Origin of the sequence: Nonomuraea sp. NPDC050536 (genome assembly GCF_044457685.1) — a bacterium.
Classification (GTDB): Bacteria; Actinomycetota; Actinomycetes; order Streptosporangiales; family Streptosporangiaceae; genus Nonomuraea.
In genome coordinates this window covers 123,688-150,484 of record NZ_JBITHD010000016.1, presented here as the reverse complement: position 1 = coordinate 150,484, position 26,797 = coordinate 123,688, and the positions used below count along the sequence as shown (strand labels likewise).

The 26,797-nt window shown below is 70.8% G+C and carries 21 protein-coding genes; 6 read left to right on the top strand and 15 right to left on the bottom strand.

Going from position 1 to position 26,797, the window contains the following annotated elements; all coding sequences use genetic code 11:
• Window positions 1-75: 75 nt before the first annotated feature.
• From ACIBHX_RS36625 to serB, 3 genes are read left to right on the top strand one after another with little or no spacing between them, the layout of a single operon-like run.
• Window positions 76-732 (top strand): SDR family NAD(P)-dependent oxidoreductase, encoded by a 657-nt coding sequence (locus ACIBHX_RS36625; protein WP_397072016.1) that lies wholly within the window; start codon window positions 76-78, stop codon window positions 730-732.
• Entirely contained in the window at window positions 729-1,715 is a 987-nt protein-coding gene (locus ACIBHX_RS36620) for an S-adenosylmethionine:tRNA ribosyltransferase-isomerase (RefSeq protein ID WP_397072015.1), read from the top strand. Before ACIBHX_RS36625 ends, ACIBHX_RS36620 begins: the two co-directional genes overlap by 4 nt.
• A gap of 26 nt (window positions 1,716-1,741) precedes the next feature.
• Window positions 1,742-2,959: a phosphoserine phosphatase SerB gene (gene serB / locus ACIBHX_RS36615; protein ID WP_397072014.1), complete on the top strand. Its 1,218-nt coding sequence runs from the start codon at window positions 1,742-1,744 to the stop codon at window positions 2,957-2,959.
• 29 nt (window positions 2,960-2,988) lie between these two features.
• On the opposite strand, the gene ACIBHX_RS36610 is transcribed toward serB, so the two are convergent.
• The 5 genes from ACIBHX_RS36610 to ACIBHX_RS36590 form a co-directional block, all read right to left on the bottom strand.
• Window positions 2,989-4,998, bottom strand: coding sequence for an FUSC family protein (locus ACIBHX_RS36610; protein ID WP_397072013.1), 2,010 nt, complete (start codon window positions 4,996-4,998; stop codon window positions 2,989-2,991).
• Between the two features lie 18 nt (window positions 4,999-5,016).
• Complete coding sequence (locus tag ACIBHX_RS36605; RefSeq protein ID WP_397072012.1) at window positions 5,017-5,484, bottom strand: SixA phosphatase family protein; 468 nt, start codon at window positions 5,482-5,484, stop codon at window positions 5,017-5,019.
• A gap of 632 nt (window positions 5,485-6,116) precedes the next feature.
• Window positions 6,117-8,432: a sodium-translocating pyrophosphatase gene (locus tag ACIBHX_RS36600; protein WP_397072011.1), complete on the bottom strand. Its 2,316-nt coding sequence runs from the start codon at window positions 8,430-8,432 to the stop codon at window positions 6,117-6,119.
• A gap of 308 nt (window positions 8,433-8,740) precedes the next feature.
• Complete coding sequence (locus ACIBHX_RS36595) at window positions 8,741-9,169, bottom strand: ATP-binding protein (protein WP_397072010.1); 429 nt, start codon at window positions 9,167-9,169, stop codon at window positions 8,741-8,743.
• Between the two features lie 2 nt (window positions 9,170-9,171).
• Window positions 9,172-9,522: an STAS domain-containing protein gene (locus ACIBHX_RS36590; protein WP_020542579.1), complete on the bottom strand. Its 351-nt coding sequence runs from the start codon at window positions 9,520-9,522 to the stop codon at window positions 9,172-9,174.
• Window positions 9,523-9,931: 409 nt separating this feature from the next.
• Here ACIBHX_RS36590 and ACIBHX_RS36585 point away from each other — a divergent pair, with 409 nt between their 5' ends.
• Window positions 9,932-12,565 carry a DEAD/DEAH box helicase gene (locus tag ACIBHX_RS36585; RefSeq protein ID WP_397072009.1) on the top strand — a complete coding sequence of 878 codons (2,634 nt, stop codon included), beginning with the start codon at window positions 9,932-9,934 and terminating at the stop codon, window positions 12,563-12,565.
• 511 nt (window positions 12,566-13,076) lie between these two features.
• Here the strand turns inward: ACIBHX_RS36585 and ACIBHX_RS36580 are convergent.
• From ACIBHX_RS36580 to ACIBHX_RS36540, 9 genes are all read right to left on the bottom strand, one after another.
• Window positions 13,077-14,690 carry a hypothetical protein gene (locus tag ACIBHX_RS36580; protein WP_397072008.1) on the bottom strand — a complete coding sequence of 538 codons (1,614 nt, stop codon included), beginning with the start codon at window positions 14,688-14,690 and terminating at the stop codon, window positions 13,077-13,079.
• A gap of 378 nt (window positions 14,691-15,068) precedes the next feature.
• On the bottom strand, window positions 15,069-15,653 hold the full coding sequence (locus ACIBHX_RS36575) for an Rv3654c family TadE-like protein (RefSeq protein ID WP_397072119.1): 585 nt from the start codon (window positions 15,651-15,653) through the stop codon (window positions 15,069-15,071).
• A 381-nt stretch (window positions 15,654-16,034) separates the two neighbouring features.
• Entirely contained in the window at window positions 16,035-16,349 is a 315-nt protein-coding gene (locus ACIBHX_RS36570) for a TadE family type IV pilus minor pilin (protein WP_397072118.1), read from the bottom strand.
• 434 nt (window positions 16,350-16,783) lie between these two features.
• Entirely contained in the window at window positions 16,784-17,044 is a 261-nt protein-coding gene (locus tag ACIBHX_RS36565) for a DUF4244 domain-containing protein (protein ID WP_397072007.1), read from the bottom strand.
• A gap of 642 nt (window positions 17,045-17,686) precedes the next feature.
• Window positions 17,687-18,703 (bottom strand): type II secretion system F family protein, encoded by a 1,017-nt coding sequence (locus ACIBHX_RS36560; protein WP_397072006.1) that lies wholly within the window; start codon window positions 18,701-18,703, stop codon window positions 17,687-17,689.
• 341 nt (window positions 18,704-19,044) lie between these two features.
• Window positions 19,045-19,755 (bottom strand): type II secretion system F family protein, encoded by a 711-nt coding sequence (locus tag ACIBHX_RS36555; RefSeq protein ID WP_397072005.1) that lies wholly within the window; start codon window positions 19,753-19,755, stop codon window positions 19,045-19,047.
• Window positions 19,749-20,882 carry a TadA family conjugal transfer-associated ATPase gene (locus ACIBHX_RS36550; protein WP_397072004.1) on the bottom strand — a complete coding sequence of 378 codons (1,134 nt, stop codon included), beginning with the start codon at window positions 20,880-20,882 and terminating at the stop codon, window positions 19,749-19,751. The genes ACIBHX_RS36555 and ACIBHX_RS36550 overlap by 7 nt, the downstream gene beginning before the upstream one ends.
• Window positions 20,879-21,907, bottom strand: coding sequence for a septum site-determining protein Ssd (ssd, locus tag ACIBHX_RS36545; RefSeq protein ID WP_397072003.1), 1,029 nt, complete (start codon window positions 21,905-21,907; stop codon window positions 20,879-20,881). Before ssd ends, ACIBHX_RS36550 begins: the two co-directional genes overlap by 4 nt.
• 606 nt (window positions 21,908-22,513) lie before the next feature.
• The gene (locus ACIBHX_RS36540) at window positions 22,514-23,239 is read right to left on the bottom strand and encodes an oxidoreductase (protein ID WP_397072002.1); all 726 of its coding nucleotides are present in this window, start codon (window positions 23,237-23,239) and stop codon (window positions 22,514-22,516) included.
• A gap of 410 nt (window positions 23,240-23,649) precedes the next feature.
• Between ACIBHX_RS36540 and acs the strand changes: the two genes are divergently transcribed.
• Window positions 23,650-25,620, top strand: coding sequence for an acetate--CoA ligase (acs, locus tag ACIBHX_RS36535; RefSeq protein ID WP_397072001.1), 1,971 nt, complete (start codon window positions 23,650-23,652; stop codon window positions 25,618-25,620).
• 48 nt (window positions 25,621-25,668) lie between these two features.
• On the opposite strand, the gene ACIBHX_RS36530 is transcribed toward acs, so the two are convergent.
• Window positions 25,669-25,968 carry a hypothetical protein gene (locus ACIBHX_RS36530; protein ID WP_397072000.1) on the bottom strand — a complete coding sequence of 100 codons (300 nt, stop codon included), beginning with the start codon at window positions 25,966-25,968 and terminating at the stop codon, window positions 25,669-25,671.
• 51 nt (window positions 25,969-26,019) lie between these two features.
• Between ACIBHX_RS36530 and ACIBHX_RS36525 the strand changes: the two genes are divergently transcribed.
• On the top strand, window positions 26,020-26,664 hold the full coding sequence (locus ACIBHX_RS36525) for a TetR/AcrR family transcriptional regulator (protein WP_397071999.1): 645 nt from the start codon (window positions 26,020-26,022) through the stop codon (window positions 26,662-26,664).
• Window positions 26,665-26,797 lie beyond the last annotated feature (133 nt).

The following is a 26,797-nucleotide window of genomic DNA, read 5'->3' as shown; positions in this document are numbered from 1 at the left end:
CTCTATGGTCCTAGGTCCAAGTGCCCAGACCCGCAGCCCGATGTGCCTTTCCGCCGCCGTTCGTAGCTTCGAGGCATGACGAACACCGCACTCATCACCGGCGCCTCCCGCGGTCTCGGTCTCGCTTTGGCGAGGTCGTTGGCGGGTGCGGGCTGGAGCCTGGTGCTCACCGCCCGCGGGGCGGACGACCTGCGGCGCGTCGCGTCTGAGCTGGGCGCCACGGCGATCCCTGGCGACGTGACGGAGGCCGCGCACATAGAACGGCTGGCCGAGGCGGTCCCCGAGCTGGACCTGCTGGTGAACAACGCCAGCGACCTGGGCGTGACCCCGCTGCCGAAGCTGGCCGGATACCCCCTCGAGGCGTTCAGGGTGGTGCTGGAGACCAACGTGACCGCGCCGCTGGCGCTCATCCAGGCCACGCTGCCCGCGCTGCGCGCCAGGCACGGGGCCGTCGTGAACATCACCTCCGACGCCGCGACCGGCGCCTACGAGGGCTGGGGCGGGTACGGCGCCACCAAGGCGGCACTCGAGCAGCTGTCCAACGTGCTCTCGGCCGAGGAGCCCGACCTGGCGGTCTGGTGGGTGGACCCGGGCGAGATGCACACCAGGATGCTGGCCGACGCCGTCGGAGCCGAGGAAGCCGCGCAGGCCACCGACCCCGCCAAGGTGGCGGCGGCGCTGCACGACCTGGTCAGGGCCCGGCCCGCGAGCGGCAGGGTGAGCCTGCAATGACCGCGACGCTGGACTTCGCGCTGCCGGACGCGCTGTCGGCGCACGAGCCGCCCCCGGTCAGGGACGGGGTCCGCCTGCTGATGTCCGACGGCGAGCGGGAGCCCACGCACCACCGCTTCCGCGACCTGCCGGAGCTGCTCGAGCCCGGCGACCTGCTGGTGGTCAACAACTCCGCGACGATTCCCGCGGCGGTCCGGCTGGACCGGCTGTCCGTGCACTTCTCCACTGCGCGGGAGGACGGGACGTGGCTGATCGAGCTGCGCCGCCGTACGGCCAAGGCCTCCGAGCCCTACCACGGCGGTGAGGCGGGCGAGTGGCTACCGCTGCCGGGGGGCGCCACGCTGCGGCTCCTCGCGCGGGAGACGCCCCGGCTGTGGCAGGCGTCCCTCGACCAAGATGTCCTGAAATATCTCGATAAGTACGGCGCGCCGATCCGGTACTCCTACGTGCGCCGCGACTGGCCACTGGCCGAGTACCAGACGGTGTTCGGCACCGTGCCGGGCAGCGCCGAGATGCCGAGCGCCGGGCGACCCTTCACCGCGGACCTGGTGACCGCCCTGGTGGCCAGGGGCATCGGGATCGCGCCGATCACCCTGCACACCGGGGTCGCCTCGCCGGAGAAGGACGAGCCGCCCTACGCCGAGTGGTACGAGGTCCCCGACTGGACCAGGCGTCAGGTGGAGCACGCCGGGCGGGTGATCGCGGTGGGCACCACCGTGGTCCGCGCGCTGGAAACCGTGGCGCACGGCGGTCCCGCCTCCGGATGGACGACCCACCTCGTCACCCCGGAGACGGGTGTCCACGTGGTGGACGGTTTGATCACCGGATTGCACGAGCCGCGCTCCACCCACCTGATGATGCTGTCGGCCATCGCCGGCGAAACCGCCCTGACCAGGGGCTACGAGGCGGCACTGCGAGAGGGCTACCTCTGGCACGAATTCGGCGACTCCCACCTGATCCTGGGGTCGGCTGCACGCGCATAGGACGGGGCACAGTACCGTGGCTCGATGTGGACCAGCGCACGCTCCTGATCACGCTCACCGGCCCCGACCGACCTGGTGTTACTTCGCGCCTGTTCTCCGTTTTGTCCGGTTTCCCAGTCAACGTGGCCGACATCGAGCAGGTCGTCATCCGGGGCAGGCTGACCCTGGGCGTGCTCGTGGCCTACGCGGGCGGCCCGTCCACCGGCACGGGCAGCACGCTCGGCGCCATGTGGACCGCGGTCGAACGGGTCGCAGAAGACCTCGGCATGGAGGTGGAGCTGTCCACCGGGTCGCAGACCAAGGAGCAGCGCCGCCGCGGCCGCCTGTCGGTCAGCGTGCTCGGCAGCACGCTGTCGCCCGCCGCGATCGCGGGCATCGCTGGGCGGATCGCCGCCGCGGGCGCCAACATCGACCGCATCGAGCGCCTGGCGCAGTGGCCGGTCACCTGCGTCGAGATGTCGGTCTCCGGCGCCGACCCGTCCGCGCTGCGCGGCGAGCTGGTGGCCGAGGCCGCCGCCCACCAGGTCGACGTGGCCGTCCAGCGCACGGGTTTGTCGCGCAGGGCCAAGCGGCTGATCGTGATGGACGTCGACTCCACGCTGATCCAGGGCGAGGTCATCGAGCTGCTCGCGGCTCACGCGGGCTGCCTGGAGGAGGTCGCCAGGGTCACCGAGGAGGCCATGCGCGGCGAGCTGGACTTCGCCGAGTCGCTGCGCCGCCGGGTGGCGCTGCTGAAGGGCCTGCCCGCCGAGGTGTTCGAGCAGGTGCGCCAGGAGGTCGTGCTCACCCCCGGCGCCCGCACCCTGGTCCGCACGCTCAAGCGGCTCGACTACCGCTTCGCCATCGTCAGCGGCGGCTTCACCCAGATCACCGACGCCCTCGTCGAGGAGCTGGGCATCGACTACTCGGCGGCCAACCTGCTCGAGGTCGTCGACGGCAAGCTCACCGGCAAGGTGCTCGGCGAGATCGTCGACCGGCCCGGCAAGGCCCGCGCCCTGGAGCGCTTCGCCCTGGAGGCCGGGGTGCCGATCAGCCAGACCGTGGCGATCGGCGACGGCGCCAACGACCTGGACATGATCGCGGCCGCCGGGCTCGGCATCGCCTTCAACGCCAAGCCGGTCGTACGGCAGGCCGCCGACACCGCCGTCAACACGCCCTACCTGGACTCGATCCTCTACCTGCTCGGCATCTCCCGAGACGAGGTCGAGGCGGCCGACGCCGAGGACGGCGTCCTCACCGCGTAACGCCTGAGCTCACCAGGTAACGCCTGGGCTCATCGGGTGACCGCCTGCGCGAGGGCGAGCGCGTCCTTGCTCAGCGACTTCAGCGCCGGGTGGACTGTCACCGCGTGCCGCAGCTGCCTGCGCACCGCGGTCGGCTCGCCCGCCGCCGCCTCCTCCATCAGCGAGCTCACCTCACCGGCCAGCTCCGACAGCCCCGCCTCGAACTCGTCGGCCTCCGGCGGCTCCTTGTCATCCTGTACGGCCTGCGCCACCGCCGCCAGCCGGTCCGCCACCGCGTCGAGCACCGCCGCGGTGGCGTCCAGCCCGATCTCCGACCCGCGTAGCACGGCCGCGACCAGGATGGCGTCGTCCCGCAGCCGCCGGGCCCGGATGACCGCCTCGCGCAGCCCCGGCGGAGCGCTGCCGCCCGGCTCCTTCTCCAGCCGGTCGAGCGAGTCGGCCAGCCGGTCGGCCGCCTGCCCCGCCGACTCGGTCAGCTCGGGGACCCGGTCCAGCTCCCGCTCGGCCAGCGCCCGCACCAGCATGCCGTGCTCGCGCAGCAGGTCCACGATGAGCCCGGGAATCTTGCTCTTCTCGCCCCGAGGCCACAGCACCCGCGCGGCCACCAGTGCCAGCACGCCGCCCGCCGCCGTGAGCACCAGCCGGACGGCGGCGGCCTTCCAGTCCAGCCGGGTGGAGAAGTCGGCGAGCAGCATCGCCAGCGGCGTGGCGAACACCGACCAGTAGGCGTAGCTGACCACCCGCAGCGCGAACCCGAGCGTGGCGAGGACCAGCACGGTCCCCACGATCGTGTACGGCCCCGGCACCGCCGCCAGGATCACCGCCGCCATCGCGGCACCGACGACGGTGCCCGACACCCGCAGCACCACCCGGTCGACCGTGTCGCCGTAGGTCGAGCGCAGGGCCAGCATCACGGTGAAGACGAACCACTTGCCGTAGTGCTCGTGCAGCCCCACCATCAGCGCCATCGCGACCGCCGCCGCGATGCCCAGCCTGCTGGCGTGTTCCGGCTCCTCGCTGCCCAGCTTCCACGAGAAGCGGGGCAGCCGGGCGGGCGCCCGGACCCCGTCGGTGGCCAGCATCCCGACCGTGCGCACGGCCACCGCGATCCGGTCCAGGCACCGCCGTACCTGCCCGAGAACCGCGATCCTGCGCAGCGACGCGGGATCGGTCCGCCGGCGGGCGCGCAGCCCGGAGATCCACTCGGCGAGGGCCGCCGTCCGCGCCAGGGCGGGGGCGACCCTGGTCGAGTCGCGCAGCGCCGCCGACAGGTCGGACACCACCGTGTCGATCTCGGCCTGATCCTCGACCGTCTCTGCCCGCAGCGCGCGCAGGGCGACGCTCTCGTGGAAGACCCGCACCAGGGTCTGCACCGCGGCGTCGGCGGAGCGGGTCTTGTCATCGGTGCTGTGGAAGGCGGCCGAGGCCGTGTCGGCGGCGTCCAGCGCCTTCGAGCCGTGCTCGCGCCGCTCGGCCCACTCCTCCTCGGGCAGGGCCAGGCCGTCTAGCATGGCCGCCATCGCCTCGACGGCATCGTTGAGCGCGTCCTTGAGCGGGTCGAGCCTGCGGAAGGGCCACAGCGCCAGCGCCAGCACGCAGAACACCAGCCCGCCCAGCGCCATCTGCAGCGGTGGCCCTGGACTCGCGGGCACAAGCGCGTAGAACCCGATGACCGTGGCCAGCACCGGCGGCATCCCGATCAGCCGCCACTGCCCGCCGGCAGCGGCCACCAGGCCCACCACCACAACGCCCACCCACGGCCAGGGCGCCACCAGCAGGCCCAGCCAGCATCCCAACGCGATCAGCACCAGCTTCACCACGAGCGTCTTCGCCCGGGTCCCGTACGGCTGGCCGTACAGGTCGCCGAAAGCGGTGAAATAGGCGCCGAGGGCGACGAAGACGCCCGTGACCGGTTGCCTGGTCAGCGCGCCCAGCAGGAGCGGGGACGCGATCGCCACCGCGCACAGCAGGCCGTACCCCCACGGCGGGCGCGCGGGCAGCGAGAAGCCGCGTCGCAGCGCGAGCGCGGCCCCCCGCATGGGCTTCCCCCGATGTGTCTAGACCCCCTTGGGATCCCAGCGTGTCGCCAGGCGTCCCTCCCCTGGCCAGAGGTCTACCCACGGCGAATCGACCTCGATCACGGCGAACGCGCCGGGCCTGAACGGGTACTCACCGCCCGCCAGCGCGATCGCCAGCTCGTGGACGCCCGGATTGTGGCCGCACAGCACCACCGTGTCGAACTCCGGATCGGCCCCCCGGACCAGCTCGAGCAGCTCCTCCGGATAGGCCTGGTAGATCTCCGTCTCGAAGCTGATCGGCCCTCCGGGGAAGGCCAGCTCGGCCGTCTGCTTGGTGCGCAGCGACGGCGAGCACAGCACCAGGTCGGGCTGCAGCCCCAGACCTCGGATCTCGTTCCCCGCCCGCCTGGCGTCCGTCTCGCCCCGCTCGGTCAGCGGGCGCTCGCGGTCGTCCAGCCCCGGCACCTGGGCGGCCTTCGCGTGCCGGAACACGATCAGCCTGCGCACGCGATCACCCACCCCTCGACGCCCAGGTGGCGAGCGCGACGATCACAGCAAGGATCACCAGCATCGCCAGGAGGATGAGCGCCAGCGTCTTGCCGCCGGTCGGCGGCCTGTCTTCCATCCGCCCAGTCTCCCACCGGGAGCCCCCAGTCCCTCACGAAGACGCCCTTGACGACTTGTGATCCCCGATGTGTCTCCGTCCTCTCGAGCGCTCTTTGTACGCCTTGTACGGCTAAGACCTGCTTGGGCGGTGTTGCACGACTGGGACCCGCATAGGCGGTGCTGTACGGCTGGGACCCGCATGGGCGGTGCTGGCGCCCATGGGCTCGCCCTTCCAGGCGCCGGGTCGGCGGGACGGCGTACGGCGAAGGGCGGCGCCATGTACGGCGACGAGCCGGGGCCCGGCGCGCCACGATGACGAAGCGCCGTGGCGGCGGGCAGCAGTCCCCGACTCGCCGGAAGCGCCGGGCGCAGGTCCTGAGCCGAAGTGCGGCGGGCGGCCGGATGGGGCGGCTCGCCGTACAAGAGTTGAGAACTCGGCCTTAAAGACCTCGAGAACTCGCCGTGCAGGACCTCGGGGAAAGGAAAACGCCCGTCCTCGCGCGGATGGCGAGGACGGGCGTTTACGGGATGAGCTACGACGCGACCGGAGCCTGTTCGCGGTTGTTGTCGTTGGCGGGCTCGACCGCGGCCGAGCGGCGCTTGGAGATGATGATGGCGCCCACGACGACCCCCACCGAGACGACGGTGACGACGATGCGGACCGCCGGGTTGCCGGCGTACAGCACGACGGCGGGAGCCACCAGGAGTGCGACCAGGTTCATCACCTTGATCAGCGGGTTGATGGCCGGGCCCGCGGTGTCCTTGAACGGGTCGCCGACCGTGTCGCCGATGACCGTGGCGGCGTGGGCCTCGGAGCCCTTGCCGCCGTAGTGGCCGTCCTCGACGAGCTTCTTGGCGTTGTCCCAGGCGCCGCCGGAGTTGGCCAGGAAGACCGCCATCAGCGTGCCGCACGCGATCGCGCCCGCGAGGAACGCGCCGAGCGAGGGGTAGCCGAGGGCGAAGCCGACCGCGATCGGCGTCATGACCGCCAGCAGTCCGGGCGTGGCCAGCTCGCGGAGCGAGTCGCGGGTGCAGATGTCGACGACGCGGCCGTACTCGGGCGTCTCCGTGCCGTCCATGATGCCGGGCTTGTTGCGGAACTGGTCGCGGACCTCGAAGACCACCCGCATGGCGGCGCGGCCCACGGCCATGATCGCCAGACCGGAGAACAGGAACACGACCGCCGCGCCGATGATCAGGCCGACGAGCACGTTGGGCTGGTCGATGCTGAGGCTGAAGGTCGAGAACGTGCCGAGCGCGTTCTTGACCGACGTGGTGGCCGCCGCGAGCTCGGTCTCGACCGAGGTGCGGAAGGCTCCGAACAGCGCGGTCGCCGCCAGCACGGCCGTGGCGATCGCGATGCCCTTGGTGATGGCCTTGGTGGTGTTGCCGACCGCGTCCAGGCTGGTGAGCACCCGGGCGCCCTCGCCCTCGACGTCGCCGGACATCTCGGCGATGCCCTGCGCGTTGTCGGAGACGGGACCGAAGGTGTCCATCGAGACGATGACGCCGACCGTGGTCAGCAGACCCGTGCCCGCCAGCGCGACCGCGAACAGCGCGATCGTCACGTTCCCGAAGCCGAGCAGGAACGCGCCGTAGACCGCGCCGCCGATGATGAGCGCCGAGTAGACCGCCGATTCCAGGCCGACGCTGATGCCGGACAGGATGACCGTGGCGGCACCGGTGACCGAGCTCGCGGCGATCTCCTTCACCGGGCGCCGGTTGGTCTCGGTGAAGTAGCCGGTGAGCAGCTGGATGGCGCTGGCCAGGACCAGGCCGATGAGCACCGCGCCGATCGCGATGAGGCGCGGACTGGCGGTCGACTGCACGGCCGAGCCGGTCAGCCCGCTGAAGCTGTCGGGCAGGTACCAGAACGCCGCGCCCGCCACCAGCACCGCGGAGATCGCGGCCGAGATGAAGAAGCTGCGGTTGATCGCCGCCATGCCGTTGCGGTCCTTGTCGCGCAGGCGGGTGACGAAGATGCCGATGATGGCGGTGAGCACACCGATCATGGGAACGATCAGCGGGAAGATCAGACCCTGCTCGCCGAAGGCGACCTTGCCCAGGATGAGGCTGGCGACCAGCATGACGGCGTACGACTCGAACAGGTCGGCGGCCATGCCCGCGCAGTCACCGACGTTGTCGCCCACGTTGTCGGCGATGGTCGCCGCGTTGCGCGGGTCGTCCTCGGGGATGCCCTGCTCGACCTTGCCGACCAGGTCGGCACCGACGTCCGCGGCCTTGGTGAAGATGCCGCCGCCGACTCGCATGAACATCGCGAGCAGCGCCGCGCCGAAGCCGAAGCCCTCGAGCACGCTCGGGGCGTCGCCACGGTAGATCAGGACGACGACCGCGGCGCCCAGCAGGCCGAGGCCCACGGTGAACATGCCGGCCACGCCGCCCGTACGGAAGGCGATCCGCATCGCCCGCTTCTCGCCGGCCTCGCGGGCCGCGGCGGCGACGCGGACGTTGCCCCGCACGGCCAGCCACATACCCATGAACCCGGTCAGCGCGGAGAACACCGCGCCCACCACGAAGAAGATCGAGCGGCCGATGCGGATATCGGTCTCGCCCGGTAGCAGGAACAAGAGGAAGGGGATCAGGACGACGAAGATCGCCAGTGTGCGGAACTGCCGCGCCAGATACGCGGAGGCTCCTTCCTGGACGGCCCGGGCGATGTTCTGCATGCGCTCGGTGCCTTGGTCGGCGGACAGCACCTCGCGCACCAGGCCGCCGGCTACGGCGAGGGCGATGAGGGCGACCGCGGCGACCACGATCACGATGGTGAGATTGTTACCGCTCAGGGCCAGATTGGACGCCGGCTCCATCGCCAGCAAGTGCCTAAACATCCGTTCTCCTCGGCAAGACTGGTACGTCCTGCCCGGTGGTGCTGCGAATGTCGTCGGGCGGTGCGGCACCATCCGGGCTGTGGGTGCCGCTTCCAGTTGAGTCCGCAGTTATGCCGGATCACCTTGGCCGGTGCCGGGAGTCTACGCACGGCCTGCGTGGATATGAAGGCTCTGGAGCAGGCCATTTGGAGGAACGTTCGGTTAGGCCCTGGCTATGGCCTGAATCATGCCTTGACAACCGTAATTTCCCCCGGTTTACGGTCATGACAACACCTAGTTAGGTGCCGACCGTAAACCGGGGTGAGTGCTCAGACCGGGGCCGCGTTGGGGGCGGCAGGCCAGCTCATACGGATGCGCATGCCCTTGGGGCTGGGGAAGACCTCCACGTCGTCGGCAAGGCCGGCGATCACGGCGATGCCGAATCCGGAGGTGAACGACTCGGAGAGCAGGCCGAGATCCACTGGCTGCTCGTGGTCGGTCTCGTCACTGGGGGCCTGGTCGCTGACGGTGACCTCGAACCGGCCCGCGTCGTCGCGCAGCTCGATCCGGATCGGCTCGCCCGGACAGTGGGCGCGGTGCGCCTCGACCGCCCGGGAACACGCCTCGCCCACAGCGAGCCTGACCTCGTCCAGCAAGGACTCCTCAACGCCCGTACGGCGTGCGATCGCCGTGGCCACCAGCCGGGCGGTCCGCACGTGCGCGGGGAGAGCGCTGAACGTCAGCTCGACGGTAGCCATCACTACTTGTCTTTGCCGTGAGCTTCCTTGGCCTCGTCGACCGAAGCGTAGATCCCGAAGACCTTGGTCAGACCCGTGATCCGGAAGATCTTCAGAATACGCTCCTGCGTGCAGACCAGCTCCAGCGAGCCGTCGTGAGCACGCACCCGCTTGAGCCCGCCGACCAGCACACCGAGACCGGTGGAGTCGAGGAAGTCGACCTTCTCCATGTTCACCAGGAGGTGGAAGTTGCCCTTGTTCACCAGGTCGATCAGCAGCTCACGCAATCTCGGCGCGGTGTAGACATCGATCTCACCCTCGACCTCCACGATGGTGAGTCGGTCCTCGTTGTGGTGATCCAGCTTCAGATCCACAGATCCTCCAGCGCCTCGCCTGCGAAAGTACCCTTGCGGGCCTGGCAGTCTGGAGCGGGGCTCCCGACCGTCGGACCCTGACGCGCGGCATTCAACCATGCGTCTGGCTTGTGTCTATACGAAATCACGATTCCCGGCGACTTTGCCCATGGATGCCAGACTGGAAACAGTGACTTCCTTCGCTTCCTCCCCACACCGGCCAGGTCCACTCCTCCACCACCTGCTCGGCGTTCCCGCACGTCATGAGCGCGTCACTCATGTGGAGCATGTTCCAGCACGTCAGGCGGGTCAAGTGGGATGGCCCAAATGGACCCCCGAAGTGCTCGTTACGCGCTCGGCGAACCGGAGCATATCGGGTCTCTGGCCACACCAGTACGAAGCGGCCGACCTGGCCCATCGTGGCCGAAACGTGATCATTTCCACCGGTACGGCGTCCGGGAAGTCCCTGGCGTACCTCGCCCCGGCGGTGGCCGCGTGCCTGGACGGCGGCACGGTGCTGTACCTGACGCCCACCAAGGCGCTGGCGGCCGACCAGTTCCGGTCGGTGCGCGAGTTGCGTATCACGCAGGTGCGGGCGGCCTGCTTCGACGGGGACACGCCGTTCGAGGAGCGGACGTGGGTCCGCCAGCACGCCAACTACGTCCTGACAAATCCAGACATGCTCCATCGGAGCGTGCTGCCGCGGCACGCCCAGTGGTCGTCGTTCTTCCGGCGGTTGCGGCTCGTCGTCGTGGACGAGTGCCACGGGTACCGCGGGGTCTTCGGCTCCCACGTCGCGCAGATCCTGCGGCGACTGCGCCGCGTCAGCGCCCGGTACGGCACGCATCCCGTGTTCTTCCTCGCCTCCGCCACGGCCTCGGAACCCGGGCTCTTCGGGCGGCGCCTGACAGGGCTGGACATGTCCGAGGTGACGGAGGACGCCTCGCCCAGGGGTTCGACCACCATCGCTCTCTGGGAGCCGCCTCTGACGGACCTCCGCGGCGAAGGCGGCGCCCCGGTCCGCCGCACGGCCACCGCCGAAGCGGCGGACCTCCTCGCGGACCTCGTCCTCGCGGACGTCCGCACCCTCGCCTTCGTCCGCTCCCGCCGAGGCGCGGAAACGGTCGCCCTTTCGGCCCGCGCCAAACTCGCCGACGTAGCCCTAACCCTCTCCGCCACCCCCCACCCCCCACCCGCAACCCCCTCCAACGCCCCCACAAGCCCCCCCACGCCCCCAGCAGCGCCCCTCCCACATGCCACCACCATCCCCGGCGCCGGTACGGCGAGCCCGGCCCCCGGCGCTGCCTCCTCTGCCACCCCCGTCCCTGGCGCCGATACGGCGAACACCCCAACGGCGGACCCCGGCGCAACCCGCACGGCCCCCAACCCCTCGGAACCCCCCGCGTCCCGCCCCACCACCACGGAAGCCAGGGCCACGCTCTCGACGACCGCCCCTGCAACCTCCGTCACGCCCCAAGACGGCACCGACGCGGCCTCCCCTGCCGCACCACCGGCCTCCACCGCGGACCTCAGCGTGGCTCCCCCCACCTCCCCCGTCCCTGGCGCCGGTACGGCGAACACCCCCACGGCGGACCCCGGCGCAACGCGCACGGCGCGCAACCCCTCGAACCCCACCGGTTCCCGCCCCTCTGCAGTGGAAGCCCCGGGGGCCGGGGGAAGCCGCGCGGGAGACGCCCTCGGGGAGGCCGAGCCGTACACCGAGCCTGAGTGGGTCGAGTTGCCGAACAAGGTCGCCGCCTACCGCGCCGGCTACCTGGCCGAGGACCGGAGGCTGCTGGAGAAGGCGCTGCGGGCGGGCACCCTCATGGGCCTGGCCACCACGAATGCCCTCGAACTCGGCGTAGACGTCTCAGGCCTGGACGCGGTGCTCATAGCGGGCTGGCCGGGCACCAGGGCATCACTCTGGCAACAGGCGGGCCGGGCGGGCCGCGACGGCCAGGACGCGCTCGCCGTACTGATCGCCCGAGACGACCCCCTCGACACCTACCTGGTCCACCACCCGCAGGCCCTTTTCGGACAGCCGGTTGAAGCCATCGTGCTCGACCCGAGCAACCCGTACGTCCTGGGCCCGCACCTGTGCGCGGCCGCCGCCGAGATCCCGCTGACGGACGACGACCTGCTGATCTTCGGCGACACGGCCGGCGAGGTCCTGGATGGTCTGGTCACCGACGGCCTGCTCCGCAAGCGTCCCGCCGGCTGGTTTTGGACACGACGAGAGCGGGCCACAGACCTGGCCGATATTCGAGGCGGAGGTGGCGCGCCCATCCAGGTCGTCGAATCCTCCACCGGACGCTTGCTCGGCAGCGTGGACGAACCGTCCGCGCACACCACCGTCCACACCGGCGCCGTCTACCTGCACCAGGGCGAGACCTTCCTGGTCGAGCAGCTCGACCTGGAGGAGGGCGTCGCGCTCGTGGCGGCGGCGGAGCCCGATTACACGACCTTCGCCCGGGATGTCACCGAGATCTCCGTGCTGGCGTCGCTGCGCTCGCGCCCCCTCGGCTCCGGCAGCCTGCACTTCGGCGAGGTCGAGGTGACGCGGCAGGTCGTCTCGTACCTCAAGCGCCGCCTCCAGTCCGGCGAGGTGCTCGGCGACGAGCCGCTGGACCTCCCGCCGCGTACGCTGCGCACGCGCGCGGTCTGGTGGACGCTGCCCGCCACAGAGGTGGCGGCGCTCGCCGCCGAGGGCCTCGACCTCGGCGGGGCCGCCCACGCGGCGGAGCACGCCTCGATCGGCCTGCTGCCGCTGTTCGCCACGTGCGACCGCTGGGACATCGGCGGCGTCTCGACCGAACTGCACGCGGACACGGGCCTGCTCACGGTCTTCGTGTACGACGGCCACGAAGGCGGCGCCGGCTTCGCGGAACGTGGCTACGCCCGCGCGAGGGACTGGCTCACGGCCACCCGCGAAGCCATCGCCTCCTGCGAATGCGATCGCGGCTGCCCGTCCTGCATCCAGTCCCCCAAATGCGGAAACGGCAACGACCCCCTGGACAAACAAGGCGCCCTCCGCCTCCTGGCCACCCTCTTAGCCCCCCACTAGCGCCACTGATTCCGAGGGTCACCGTCACCAGGCTCCTGCGGCGATGACCCACCCTTGCCGAAGCCGGGCCCACGATGCGCGCGGCACGCGGACCCCGAAAGCCCCCTGGAATGCGGCAGAAGCCCAAAGGACCCCAGGGATGCGGGCAGAAGCCCATGAGATCCCTGGGAGGCGGGCAGAAAGCGGCGTTACGGCGGCCGGCGCGTGCGGGTCGGCGAGCGTCTCCCTGGAGGCGGCCAACCCTGGCCGGCGACTGGCGGTGGGACGGCTCGCCGTACAAGAGCACATCAAATCAGCCGTACGAGAGCACGCCAAGATCACATGACAACCAGCCACAGCACGTCAGATCACGTCATAGCCAGCCGCATATCAGCACGTCAGAACACATCACGACCAGCCATATAACAGCACGTCAGAACACATCACGACCGGCCGCACAACAAGCGTCAAACCCACACGAGCACCGTGCACCGCGCGGAAGCATCGCACCGCGAGCGTGATGACGGAGAGGTCAGCTTTCCTCGGCGCGGCGGGCGTAGGCGGGGTCCTCGTCGGCGGCCCAGAAGTCGCCAGGGGCGGGGCGCTCCCAGAAGCCGCTGTCCTCCATCGCGCGCGGCGACGGCGGCAGGTAGTCGTCCCAGCGGTCCTCGATCCGTACGGCGGGCGGCGTCACGGACCCTTCGGGCATCACGGTCACCGCCGAGCTCGGCAGGGCGATCCGGACGGGCTCCGGACGACCCTCGGAGACGTCGTCGGTGCTCAGGTAGCGCGCGAGCGCGGCGGGCTCCACGCGGGCCTGCTCGGGCACCTTCGTCCGCGCCTCGTCCTTGGCCTGATCACCCTGGGCATCGCTCGACCCGGTGTCGGTGGTCCGGGTCTTGGCGACCGCCAGGACGACGGCGGGGCGGCGCGGCGCAGTAGTGGTGGGCGGGACGCTCTCGGCGAACCTCGGCCCGTCGCCCGCGGGGGGAACGGCAACCGACGGCGCCGCCGCCGCGGCCCCGCCGCCGTTCGCGGCCAGCGCCCTGCGGCGTGCCCACGCACCACCGTGCGCCGCGAGCAGCAGGAGGAGCAATCCACCGGCGACATAGAGCCCGTACTGCCCGATATTGCCCATCGGCGACTCGGACGACTGCGCCTTGACCTGCGAGTCGGCGGGGGTCGTCCCGGTCTTGCTCGTGTCCGGCGTGAGGCCGTCGTTGGTGCCCTCGGTAGCCGTCGGCAGCGGGAAGTTGCCCTTCGGGTCGGTGTTGGGCATGGCCGGCAGCTTGTTGGAATTCTTGGGAACCGCCCGGTGCGTCGGGATGACCGTCGGCAGCGTCTGCTTCTTGCCGTTGGGGAGGGTCGGCAGGTTCTGCGTGGTCGTCTTGGGAGACTGCTGGTTCGTGGGGCTCTTGGTCTTCTTCGGCTGCACCGCCGCCGGGATCGTCACGTAAGCCGGGCTTGAGCTGCTGGAGGCGATCGACCCTCCGTCGCCGTCACCCCGGTACGCCTTGACCGTGAATCCGACCTTCTGTCCTTCGGCCTTGGCCGGTACGGCGAGCGTCGCCTTGCAGGTGGAGCCAGAGCACGCGCTGTCGGTGCCGAGGCGGCCCACGATGCCGGACTGCGTGGTGGAGACCTCGTACGACTGGAGATCGGGCTCCGAGCCCTTGCTCCAGGTCACGACGATCTTGTTCTTGCCCTGCAGCGCGGCGTTCACGCCGCTCGGTGCGGTGGCGGGGCGCTTCAGTTTGAACGTGCTCGTGGAGTAGGTCGTCCCGGTGATCTCACCCTTGAGGGTCACGGTGAAGGTGCCGTTCGGCGCGCTTCCGGCGTCGAAGGTGCCCGACAACGTCTGGTTCGCGCCACCGCTGGCGACCTTCTGCCTGGGCGTGGACGGACCCTCGACGTACAGAGCCATGCTGAGCTGCATCATCCCGGTATGCGCGGAGATCGGCACGGATCCGCTCGTGATCACCTGGCCGTCCGACGGCGAGGTGATCTGCCCAGATTCCGCCTCGCGCACAGCAAGCTGGACCGGCGCGGCCTGCCGTGCCGCCACGGCAGCGTGAGCGGTGCCACCGAGCATGATGGAACCCGCCACGATCACCGCCGCAGCCGTCATCCTGCCAACCGCCGTCACGACGCTTCCCTTCATCGAGAGCTCGCCGCCGCCCGGCCACCCGCTCGGGGCGCCCACGCGGCGACCGGAAGTGCAGTCCCCCGGCCGATACGATTACCGACCACCCCCGGCTCCGCACCTTAGCGAGCCGGCACCGGCATCTCCGGAATTCCGCCCCAGACGGCATGGACCGAGGGTAAGCGGCACCTTATGTGAGATTTCCAACTCTTGGACACCGCGTCTAAGAAGTCGTGATTCGATTGCGACCTAGCCCCTTCTCCCCCACAAGCCCCATTCACCCATTTAGCCCCCACCCTTATTCGCAACCACGCGATTCACCACACGCCACCACCGGACTCGTTGCCTACAGAGGACTTCTTTGCGTCGCTAAGGCGAGGGTTACGGCGGGATGCTGGGTGCCGGTTGGGCGGGGCCGGCACGCGCTCGGCCGATCACCGTTCGCGGGCCCAGGCCGGGGATGGAGATCGAGATCGAGGTCCACACGTCGGCTATCTCGTCGGTGATGATGCATCGGTCGAGGGTTACGCCGTTCTGGCGGGCGAGTCGGGCAGCTCGGGCACAAGCGCCCTCGGGATCGGCCAGAGCCAGCCGGGCGGCTGCCAAGGCGCTGAGGTCGGCGGCGTCGTAGACCTTGTGACGAGCCACGCGAACAGCCCCCACCGTGGCAGTGATCGTGGCGACCGCCATCAGCAGAGCCATGGCCGTCACTCCCCACAACGTCGCAGACCCACGCTCCCCGCCAGCAGTCACGACCCCACGCTCCCTGCCAACGCTCGCGGCCCTGCGTTCCCGTCCAGCGGTCGCGGCCCCACAACCCCTGCCAGCGATCACATACCCACGGTCCGTACCCTCTGTGTCGGTTGCGACGGTCCCGCGCTCCACCTCAGTTGCGGCAGTCCGGCGATCCTTACCAGTGGTCAGGGCCCCGCGCTCAATGCCAGCTGTGGCGGTCCGGCGCTCCATGCCGCTTGCGGCAACCTGGCGATCCGTGCCAGCAGTCAGGGTCCCGCGCTCCATGCAAGGTGAGGCGATCCCGCCCTCTGTGTCGGTTGCGACGATCCCGCGCTCCACCTCAGTTGCGGCAGTCTGGCGGTCCTTACCAGTGGTCAGGGCCCCGTGCTCGGTGCCAGGTGTGGCGGTCCGGGGCTCCATGTCGGTTGCGGCGGTCTGGCGGTCCTTGCCTACGTTGGCGGTCTGGCGGTCATTGGCAGCGGTGGCAGTCGCGCGGTCCTTGGTGGTGGTGGTGGTGGGCAACCTTCCTCCTAGACCTCCGGTTGCGTCGGGCACGGTTGAACTCCCCAGCGGTGGGCTCCAGCTTGTGGTGGCCGTGTTCGGTTCTCGGGGTTAGGGCTCTGTGTCGGTTGTGGCGGTGGCTGAGACTTGGATGGCTGGGAACGTGGGGCCCCAGGCGGGTCGTACCTCGATCGTGATCTCGACTCTGGTGTGGTCAGGGTCGCGGGTGATGGCGATCTGGGCGTTCGGGCGGGTGGCGGCTTGAGCTACGGCTCGGACCTGGTCGAGGTCCTCGCCACGGGCTGATGCCCGCGCCGCCGTACGGGCTGCATCAACGCATTCGAGGCGAACCCCAACAACCTGGATCACCCACAGCGCGGCCGCCAGAACCACCATGAGCGCCGGAAGCACCGCGGCCGTCTCCATGGTCACCGAGCCCCGCGAAGCCCGCCCACGCCGCCTCTGAGCCCTTCCAGGCCACACACCGAAGACAGCCCCAGCCCTCCCATCAGAACTCGCTCCACCCTTCGCGTGAGATGTGGCCCCTGCCCTCGCGATGGAGCCCGCGCTAGCCGTCGTGGAGAAACCCCCGCCTTCCTTGGTACGCGAGGCCACCCCGGCGCTCGTACCAGAGCCCGCCTTGGCCCCCGCGCTCGCACCAGAGCCAGCGTTGACCTCTGCCCTCGTGCCGGAGCCTGGCTTTGCCCCCGCGCTCGCACTGGAGCTTGCCGTGGCCCCCGCGCTCGCATCGGAGCCCGCGTTGACCTCGGCGATGGAGGCTGTGGGGTTCTCGGGGTGCGGTGGGGCGTCGGCCGCCGGGCCGGGGTGGGCTCGGCGGGCCGACTTGGTGGAAGGGTGGGTCATCCGGCGATCTTGAGAGCTCGGTCGATGAGTTTGGCGAGCATGTCGTGGACCTCTGGGCTGCTGACCACCTTGAAGAGCAGGGCAGCGAAGGCGCAGGCGGCGATGGTGCCCACGGCGTATTCGGCGGTGGACATGCCTCGCTCCCGGTTGGTGGTCGCGTACATGATCAGTCGGGCCTTCCACCAGTGCCGCAGGCGTGAGGCCATCGACGATGGGCGTGGCTCCGGGCTGGGTGTGCGGGTGAGCAGGTCGTGCATCGGTGCCTCCCAGATGCTCGGGCGCCGGGTCGTCCGGCGTTTGGGAGTCCAAGGGTCGTCGATGTGGCCACGTCCCCACGGAGCCGAACACCGCTCTGTGGACAACCCTGCTCGACCGCCCTGGCCTGTGGATAACCCGCCCCTCGACCGAAGCATTGCGGGACGGTCGCACATCGCCGAGCTCTGAGCTGCGCCATAGCGAGGGGGCACGCGTTGCCGCGAGACATGTTGCGCCAGGCGAGCGCTGAGCAGAGCGCGCGTTGTTGTCACCGCATGCCCGGAGTGGGGACATGAGGGCGCGTTAAGGGGCGGTCTACTCCCGAAAGAGCGGGAAAGGGCGGCTGGCGGCACTCGTGTGTCCGCATGCCCATGCACCGACGCACCGCCGAGGGACGCACAGGGGCGGGACGGGTAGCGGCGCGAGGGACTGGGCTGACTTGCTCCCGGCGCGGCGAGTCGGTGGCAGGTGGGGCGGAGGCGGGCCATGTCGAGGCGGAAGCGCGACGGGTGGGGGCGCGACAGGTGGGGGCGCGAGGGGTGGCGGCGCGACGTGCTCTCAGTGCCCCGAGTCGGTGGCTGGCAGGGCGGAGGCAGGGCGGGGCTGGGCGAAGCGTGATGGGAGGCGGGCGCGGGGTGAGGGGGTTACGGGAGGGTGATGGTGGAGGCTAGGCCGGCTACTACGGGGACGATGCCCAGGAGGACGAAGGCTGGGAGGAAGCAGAGGCCGAGGGGGGCTACGGCTTTGATGCCTACTGTGCGGGCCGTGGCGAGGGCGGCTCCGCGGGCGGCGTCTCGGGATTCGTTGGCCAGGCGGGTCAGGGCGTCGGCTACTGGTGCGCCGGTTTGGGCGGAGCGGCTCATGGTTCGGCCCAGGGGGGCCGTGGGTGGGTCTGTGGTCAGGTAGGTCCAGGTGGGGGCGGGGTCTGCGCCTAGGCGGAGTTGGGTGCTGATCCACGCCAGGCGGTCGCCTAGGGGGCCTTTGATGGCGGTTGCGGCTGTTTCGGTGGCTGTGGAGATGGGGTGGCCGGCTTGGAGGCAGGCGGCCATCAGGTCTACGGCGAAGGGGAGGTCGGCGGTCAGCCGGGCGCGGACTTGCTTGGTCTCCGGGGGTTCGCGGTGGTGGAGGATCAGGGCGGTCACGATGAAGGCGACCGCGCCGACCGCGATTCCCGGGATGCCGCCTACCAGGAGTCCGCAGGCGATGGCGATGGGGATGGCCGTGGTGACCGTACGGCGGTCCAGCTTGTGAAGTGAGAAGGGTCTGGCGAACCACGGCATACGAGCGAGCTCACCGTGCGGCGGCGCTCCGGCTGGAACCGTCGCGGCGCGGAATGGCCCGGCAGTCGCCGTCCCGGCACTGAAGGCCGCGCCCTCCCTGCCGCGGAAAGCCGAGACCGCCCCGCCACCGTTGAAGCCTGCCGCCTCCCCGCCGCCATGCCGGAAGGCTGCGACCTCCCCACCACCATGCCGGAAGACCGCGACTTCCCCTCCGCCATGCCGGAAGACCGCGAGCGGCCCGCCGCCATGGAAGGCTGCGACCTCCCCGCCTCCATGTCGGAAAGCCGCGAGCGGCCCGCCACCGTGGAAGGCTGCAGCCTCGCTGCCGTGGCGGAAGGCCGTGCCCGTCTCCTGGCCGAACTGGAATGGGGCGGCCGACATCGAACCGATGGGGTAGGGCGCAGGGGACGTTGGGTCCGCGGGGTACGGCTCAGCTGCGGGTGATCCGGGTGCCCGTGATGCGGTGGGACCCGTCCGAGCAGGGCTGGACGGGAGGAGTCGAGACAGGCGGGCGGCGGCGGTCGGGGGTGGGATCCAGAGCCAGGTGGCGGCACAGGCGCAGAGCAGGGCGAGCAGGATCACGGCGATACGACTCCTCGTTCGGTTGCGGGATCGAGCGGTGCGGTTGTGGGACAGCGCGGCAGGGTTTGCGGGGCGGTTGTGGGTCTGAAGTGGTTCGGATCGGGGTGTGGGGCGGGTTGGGGTGGGCGCGGGGTCGGTGGTCAGGAGGGTGGGTGGGTGTGGAGGGCGTGGGTGGTCATGTGGTGGGTCCACCAGAGGCCGCAGGCGTCCAGGGCTGTCCCGGTGATCAGGCAGGCCAGGCCGGGCAGGCTTCCGAAGAGGAACCCGAGGGGGTGCATGCCCAGCCCCGCGCCCATGAGGAGCCCGAGGGCCGGGAGTACGGCGAGCATGCGGGCCGTGGCACGGGGGCCCGCCAGCTGGGCGGCCACGTCCTGGCGGTGGGATTCGGCGTGGCGCAGCGTGGTCGCCACGCGCTCCACCAGGCCGGCCAGACCGGCTCCCGAAGACACGCTGACCTCCCAGCAGGCGGCAAGACGGCGCAGGCCCTCACCTCCCGCGGGAGGGGCGAGGGCGAGTAAGGCCGCGGAGACGTCGCCGCCGTCGCGGGCCGCGGCCAGCAGGGGACGCAGAGACGACGGGTCGGGGAAGCCGACCGCGCCGACGGCGCGGGCCACCGCCTCCCCGGGAGTACGGCCGGCGGCCAGCTCGGCGGACAGCGCCTGGCACAGCTCGATCGAAGCCCGCCGCCAAGCCTCGGCACGCCGAGCCCGACTCGGACGTATCACCCGCATCAGCGACGTAACACGAAATTTCCGGAACCCCGGTACCAGCCTCGCCACCCGTACAGCAGCCGCATCCGGCCCGGTCCACACCCAGACGGCCACACCGGCCAGCAGGGCAACGATCACCATCCCCCCACCCGCTCCCGCAAGGCCTGATAGCCGACTCCCATCCGCGTTGCCGCATCCACCCCGAAGGTCAGAGCCGGAACCGCCTCAACGAACCCAGCAGAACCCCGAGCCAGCAGGCAGACCTCCGAAACCCGCCGACGACCACCGGCGCGGGACAGGTGGACCACCACATCCAGAGCCGCGGCCAGCTGGCTGTGCACCGCCTCCCGGCTGAGTCCGGCCGCGCACCCCAGTGCTTCCAGCCGAGCAGGCACGTCCCCCGCCGCGTTGGCGTGAAGGGTCCCGCACCCACCCTCGTGCCCGGTGTTCAAGGCGGCCAGCAGATCCACGACCTCCGGACCGCGGACCTCCCCCACGACCACCCGATCAGGACGCATCCGCAATGCCTGCCGTACGAGATCGCGCAGCCCGACCCCGCCCGCGCCCTCGAGGTTGGCGGGGCGTGACTCCAGCCGGACCACGTGCGGATGCGATGGACGCAGCTCGGCCGAGTCCTCCACCAGCAGGAGCCGCTCGCCGGGATCGGCCAGCGACAGCAGGGCCGACAGCAGGGTCGTCTTGCCCGTGCCGGTGCCGCCGGTGACGAGGAACGCCAGCCGCGCCGACACCACGGCGGACAGCACCTCGAGAGCGGGCCCGTCCACCAGGTCCGGCAGGGCGAACGTGCGCCGCGGCGGCAGCCGGAGCGACACGCACGTGCCCCCGGAGGCGACCGGCGGCAGCACCGCGTGCAGCCGGACCCCGCCGGCGAGCCTGGCGTCCACGTACGGTGAGGCGTCGTCGAGCCGCCTGCCCGCCGCGGCCGCCAGGCGCTGCGCCAGCCGCCGGACCGCACCGTCGTCGGGGAACGTGACCGCGGTGCGGCGCAGGCCGCGCCCGTCGTCGACCCAGACCTCGCGCGGCCCGTTCACCAGGACGTCGGTCACCTCCGGCTCGGCCAGCAGCGGCTCGAGCGGCCCCGCGCCGATCAGGTCCGCGCACAGGGCCCTGGCCACGGCCAGGATCTCGGCGTCGCCGTACACCGAACGCTCGGCCCGCAGCGCCACGGCGACCTGGGCGGCGCTCGGCTCGACGCCCGCCCTGGCCAGCCGTACCCGGACCGCCTCGACCAGCTCGGGAGAGATCATGAGCGCAGCAGGGACGAGCAGAAGCCGCCGAGCACGGTACGCGGGCCGAGCTGGGGCAGCTCGCCGCGGTTGAGCGTGGCCGTGAGCCGAGGCTGGTCGGGAAGGTGACCCGCGGGCGGGATGCCGAGCGAACCGGTCACCGCCTCCTCGTCGAGCACGCCGGGGCGGATGACGGCCCGTACGTCGGCCGTGTGGCGGCTGACCTCGCCGAGCACCTGGGCGGCGGCCAGCACGCCGCGGACGTCGGCGGTGACCACCAGGTACGTGCCGTTGGCGCGGCCGAGCGCCTCGATAGCAGCCGGGTCGAGGTGGCGCGGCAGGTCGACGACGACCAGGTCGAAGCCGCGCTGCCCGGATTCCAGCACCGAGCGCATGGCCTGGGCGGGAATCGCCCGCACCTCGCCGCGGTGGAAGGACAGCACGGCCAGGTCGCCGAAGGAGGGCAGGGCGGCGCGCAGCGCGGACGAGCCGACCCTGCCCTCACGTGAGACCAGGTCAGCCCAGCGCGCGCCGGTGGACTCCTCCCTGCCGAGCAGCGCGTCGATGCCGCCGCCGAGCGGGTCGGCGTCGACCAGCAGCGTGCGCAGCCCGTCGGCGGAGGCGCGCAGCGCCAGGCAGGCCGACAGCACGCTGGCGCCCACCCCGCCACGCCCGCCGATCACGCAGAGCACCTCGCCGGAACGCGGCTCCGGCTCCATGGCGTCGGCGAACTCCTCCACCAGTCGCCGCTCGCCCTCGGGCAGGTCGACCACGCCCTGGGCGCCCACCGCCACGCAGCGGCGCCACACGTCGGGCTCGGCGCCCTGGCGGGTCACCACCAGCACCCGGTCGCGGACGGGCGGCGAGGCCGCGGCCACCGCCTCGGCCTGGTCGCCGCCGACCACGACCAGCGGCGCGAGGTTCCAGAACGGGCGGGCGTGCGCGGGCGCGTCACAGACGTCGAGCGTGATGCCGGCGGCCGCGGCGATGCGCACCAGGTCGTCGAGCAGCTCGCGATCCTCGGTGATGACCAGTGGACGGTTCATGGCCCACACGATGCGGCAGGCGGGCGTGGCCGCGACGAGCCGAGCGGCGTTCTGTGGACAGCCGCAGTCCTGTGGAAAAGGGGCGACCCCCGCCGGGGGGGAGAGCGGGGGTCGCCTGACCGGTCCGGCTCCGGGGGGGTAGAGCCGGTCCCGTTTCAGAAGAAAGCTTTCAACACTTGACCAGAGCATGGCAAGGGACTTGCAAAGCTATCCCGTGCACAGTCGCTCCAGTTTCGGGAGATACCCCCGTATGCTGCCCGATCGACTCGAGTTTCGTCGAGGAGCAATCTCGTATTTTCGCCAAGTTTTTTTCGCTGCCCCATAACGATCACATAAAGGCGATCACGGAGCGTGATGGGCGCCGGGGCGGTCCACGCACGAGTAAAGGTCTTGCTCTCGGGGGTTCCCATCAGGGCGAATCCGACGTAGAAAGAGGACACGGACCACTTGTCCGGGTGCGTCAGCCGGGCACCCACGCGCGACCAGCCGCGGGAGGCGCGTCGTGACGGGCTTGACCCGATGCGACGAATACAGGTGCACGCTTGGTAACCCGGTGTGACGTACCGGCAGACGGCGTCTCATACAGAGGCGCCGTCAGCTATGCCCTCAACCCCGCTGAAGCGCCTCGCAGATGGCCGTTGCCTCGCGCACGCCCAGGGTGACCGCAGAGGCACACTGCTGTACCCATCGCGCCACACCCTCGCGCGTCCCGGTCCGATAGGCCTCCAGCCCGTCCGTGTAGGGCAGCTCCAGGTGCCCGACTTCGACGACGGCCAGCGACTTGGGGTCGAGCCCGTACTCCACCAGCGTCAGCCGCTCAGCGGCCCGTGCGACCACCCCGTCGGCGCTCCCGAACGGCCGCACGACGGCCAGCTCCGCGTGCACGATCGCCGCCAGCACCAGCGCCGGCGCCTTGGTGGGCGTCTCGAGCAGGTCGAACAGCCCGTTCATCCGCTCGGGCGACGACGTGGGCCGCCCCAGCGCGGACTCCTCCACCAGCCCCGCGGCGGCCACGCTGTGCAACCGCGCCAGCACCTGCCGGGGCGCGCGCCGCCACGTCGACCCCAGCCGCCCGAGCTCCGCCGACGCCCGCAGCGCGCCCTGGACCAGAGGATCGTGCGCTTCGTCGCGCCGCAACGCGTCGAGCGCCACGTCGACCCCCTCGAGCCCGGCCGACGCCCGCGCGCCGCGCAGCGACGACTCCGCCGACACGGCGGGGCTCGCGCGCCGCAGCACACGATGCCGGTACAGCCTGTCGACGGCCTGCCGCGCCTCGTCCACCGCGTCCTCGACGCCGGGCAACCGCGCGATGACTGCCAGGGGATCGCTCACATCACGACCCTACCGGCCAGTACACACTTCTCTATGAGGGAGGTACGGCAGGGCCGCGCCCACCGGCCGCCCGCCGCACTCCGGCCGGCGACCCGCGACCGGCGCTTCCGGCGAGTCGAGGACACCTTCCCGCCGCCACGGCGCCCCCAACCCGCCCGAGGGCGCACCGCGGACCGAAACCCCCACCGTACTCCACTCAATGGGGACCCATAATGGACCGCAATTGGCCCGTTCCATCTTTATCGGATTTCAGGATTACAACGGTTTAATCGCAGTTGTCATGCCATCTGGTAAGCGGACCACTCAGATCGCCCCCAGGTACAGACCTGTCTAGACCTCTTGTGTCCGGAGCCCGTGAGCTGGTGAAGTGAGACACGACCTATGCAACCTGGCCATAGAAGGAGCACGAAGTGGCCCCGGAGACCCCTGGCAACGAGACCCAGGCGCTGTCCAACCTGCTGCAGGAGAACCGCCGGTTCGCACCACCGGCCAGCCTGGCAGCGGCCGCGAACGTGACCGCCGCCGCGTACGACGAGGCGGCCGCCGATCGGCTCGCCTTCTGGGAGGGCGCTGCCGACCGGCTGACCTGGGCCAAGAGATGGGACACCACCCTGGAGTGGAACGCGCCCTTCTCCAAGTGGTTCGTGGGCGGGCAGCTCAACGTCGCCTACAACTGTGTCGACCGCCACGTCGAGGCGGGACGCGGCGACAAGGTCGCCTACCACTGGGAGGGTGAGCCCGGCGACAGCCGTACCCTCACCTATGCCGACCTGCAGAGCGAGGTCAACAAGGCCGCCAACGCGCTCACCGAGCTTGGCGTGGCCGAGGGCGACCGGGTCGCGATCTACATGCCGATGATCCCCGAGCTGCCGATCGCCATGCTGGCCTGCGCCCGCGTCGGCGCGGTCCACTCGGTGGTCTTCGGCGGCTTCTCGGCCAGCGCGCTGCAGAGCCGCATCGAGGACGCCGACGCCAAGCTGGTGATCACGGCCGACGGCGGCTACCGCAGGGGCAACCCGAGCGCGCTGAAGCCGACGGTCGACGAGGCCGTGGCCAACACCCCGAGCATCAAGCACGTCCTCGTGGTGAAGCGGACGAACCAGGAGATCGCCGTCAACGAGCGCGACGTCTTCTGGGACGACATCGTCGAGCGCCAGAGCGACCAGCACGTGGCGGAGCCGCACGACGCCGAGCACCCGCTGTACATCCTCTACACCAGTGGCACGACGGGTAAGCCGAAGGGCATCCTGCACACCACCGGCGGCTACCTGACCCAGACCGCCTGGACGCACCACGCCGTCTTCGACCTCAAGCCCGACGACGACATCTACTGGTGCACGGCCGACATCGGCTGGGTGACCGGCCACTCCTATATCGTGTACGGCCCGCTCGCCAACGGCGCCACCAGCGTCATCTACGAGGGCACCCCTGACACCCCGCACCGCGGCCGGTTCTGGGAGATCGTGCAGAAGTACAAGATCACGATCCTGTACACCGCGCCCACGGCCATCAGGACGTTCATGAAGTGGGGCGACGACATCCCCGCCAAGTACGACATGTCCAGCCTGCGCATCCTCGGCTCCGTGGGTGAGCCGATCAACCCCGAGGCCTACGTCTGGTACCGCGAGCACATCGGCCACGACCGCTGCCCGGTGGTCGACACCTGGTGGCAGACCGAGACCGGCGCCATCATGATCAGCCCGCTGCCCGGCGTCACCGCCTGCAAGCCGGGCGCCGCGATGAAGCCGCTGCCCGGCATCGTCGCCGACGTCGTGGACGACCAGGGCAACAGCGTCCCCAACGGTGGCGGCGGCTTCCTGGTGGTCAAGGAGCCGTGGCCGGCGATGCTGCGCACGATCTGGGGCGACGACCAGCGCTACATCGACACGTACTGGTCGCGCTTCGACGGCATGTACTTCCCCGGCGACGGCGCCAAGAAGGACGAGGACGGCGACCTGTGGCTGCTGGGCCGCGTCGACGACGTCATGCTCATCTCCGGCCACAACATCTCCACCACCGAGGTCGAGTCCGCCCTGGTCAGCCACCCCAAGGTCGCCGAGGCGGCCGTGGTCGGCGCCACCGACCCGGTCACCGGGCAGGCGATCGTGAGCTTCGTGATCCTGCGCGGCAGCGCGGAGGAGAGCGACGACATCGCCAGCGACCTGCGTAACCACGTGGCCAAGACGCTCGGCCCGATCGCCAAGCCGCGCCAGATCCTGGTGGTGCCCGAGCTGCCGAAGACCCGCTCCGGCAAGATCATGCGCCGCCTGCTGCGCGACGTCGCCGAGAACCGCAGCGTCGGCGACGTCACCACGCTGGCCGACAGCACCGTGATGAACCTCATCTCGGAGAAGCTCCCCTCCGCCAAGTCCGAGGACTAGTACGGCGAGCCCTCCGAAGCCCGCGTCCCCCACAGGGACGCGGGCTTTCTAATGCGCGGCCCCCGGCGCCCAGACGTCGACGACGGTCAGTTCCGTGTGCGGTGGCTCCGGCGGCCGAAAGCCGAGCGTCTCGGTGACGATCCGGTCGACCACCGGGTGGAGGCGGTTCTCGACGAAGTCGGCGTGCGCCTCCTTCGACTCCCACACGTCGAAGTACCGCAGCCCGCCGGGGATCTCGTGGGCCAGGTGCAGGATCATCCCGGGCGGGAACTCCGGCCCGAGATCGCGCACCAGCCGCTGGTAGACGTCCCGGCCGATCGGCACGTCGTAGGTGAATGCGAAGGTCATGCCCGCCTCCACAAATTTGATCCGAGAGAGCCTCGGATGAATAATGTCAGCATGAGTCCGTCCGGCGGCCAGGTCAAGAGGCCCTACGACAGCAGCGGCCGGCGGGAGGCGGCGGCCAGGACCCGCAGGAAGATCCTCGACGCGGCGACGGCGCAGTTCCTCCAGCACGGCTACGTGACCACCACCATGGCCGCGATCGCCAGGCACGCAGGCGTCAACGCCGACACCGTCTACGCCTCGGTCGGCGCGAAGCCGGCGCTGTTCCGGCTGCTGATCGAGACGGCGCTGTCCGGCGGTGACGAGGCCGTCTCCGGAGCCGAGCGCGACTACGCGCGGCGGATGCGGGCCGAGCCCGACCCGCGCGCCAAGCTCGCCATCTACGCGGCCGCCGTGCGTTCCATCCATCAGCGTCTGGCCCCGCTGTTCGGCGTGCTCCAGGCCGCCGCGCACCCGGACCTCACGACCCTGTGGCAGGAGATCTCGCAGCGGCGGGCCGCCAACATGCGCCTGGTCGCCGCCGACCTCGGCCCGCTCCGCGTCGAGCAGGACGAGGCCGCCGACGTCCTGTGGGCCACCAACTCCGCCGAGCTCTACCTCATGCTGACGCGCGAGCGCGGCTGGACCCCCGACCACTACGAACGCTGGCTCACCGACACCTGGACCCGGCTGCTGCTCCCGCCGGAGGCTCCACACTGAGGACATGGCGAAGCCCGGGACGCGGCGAGGATCACGCTCCGCTGATATCGCGCTCGGTCTGGCCCGGCGACCCGGCCGAGGCCGCCAATGTGTAGCCCGCGCCTGACACTTTGCCGTCCCATGGAGCTATGAA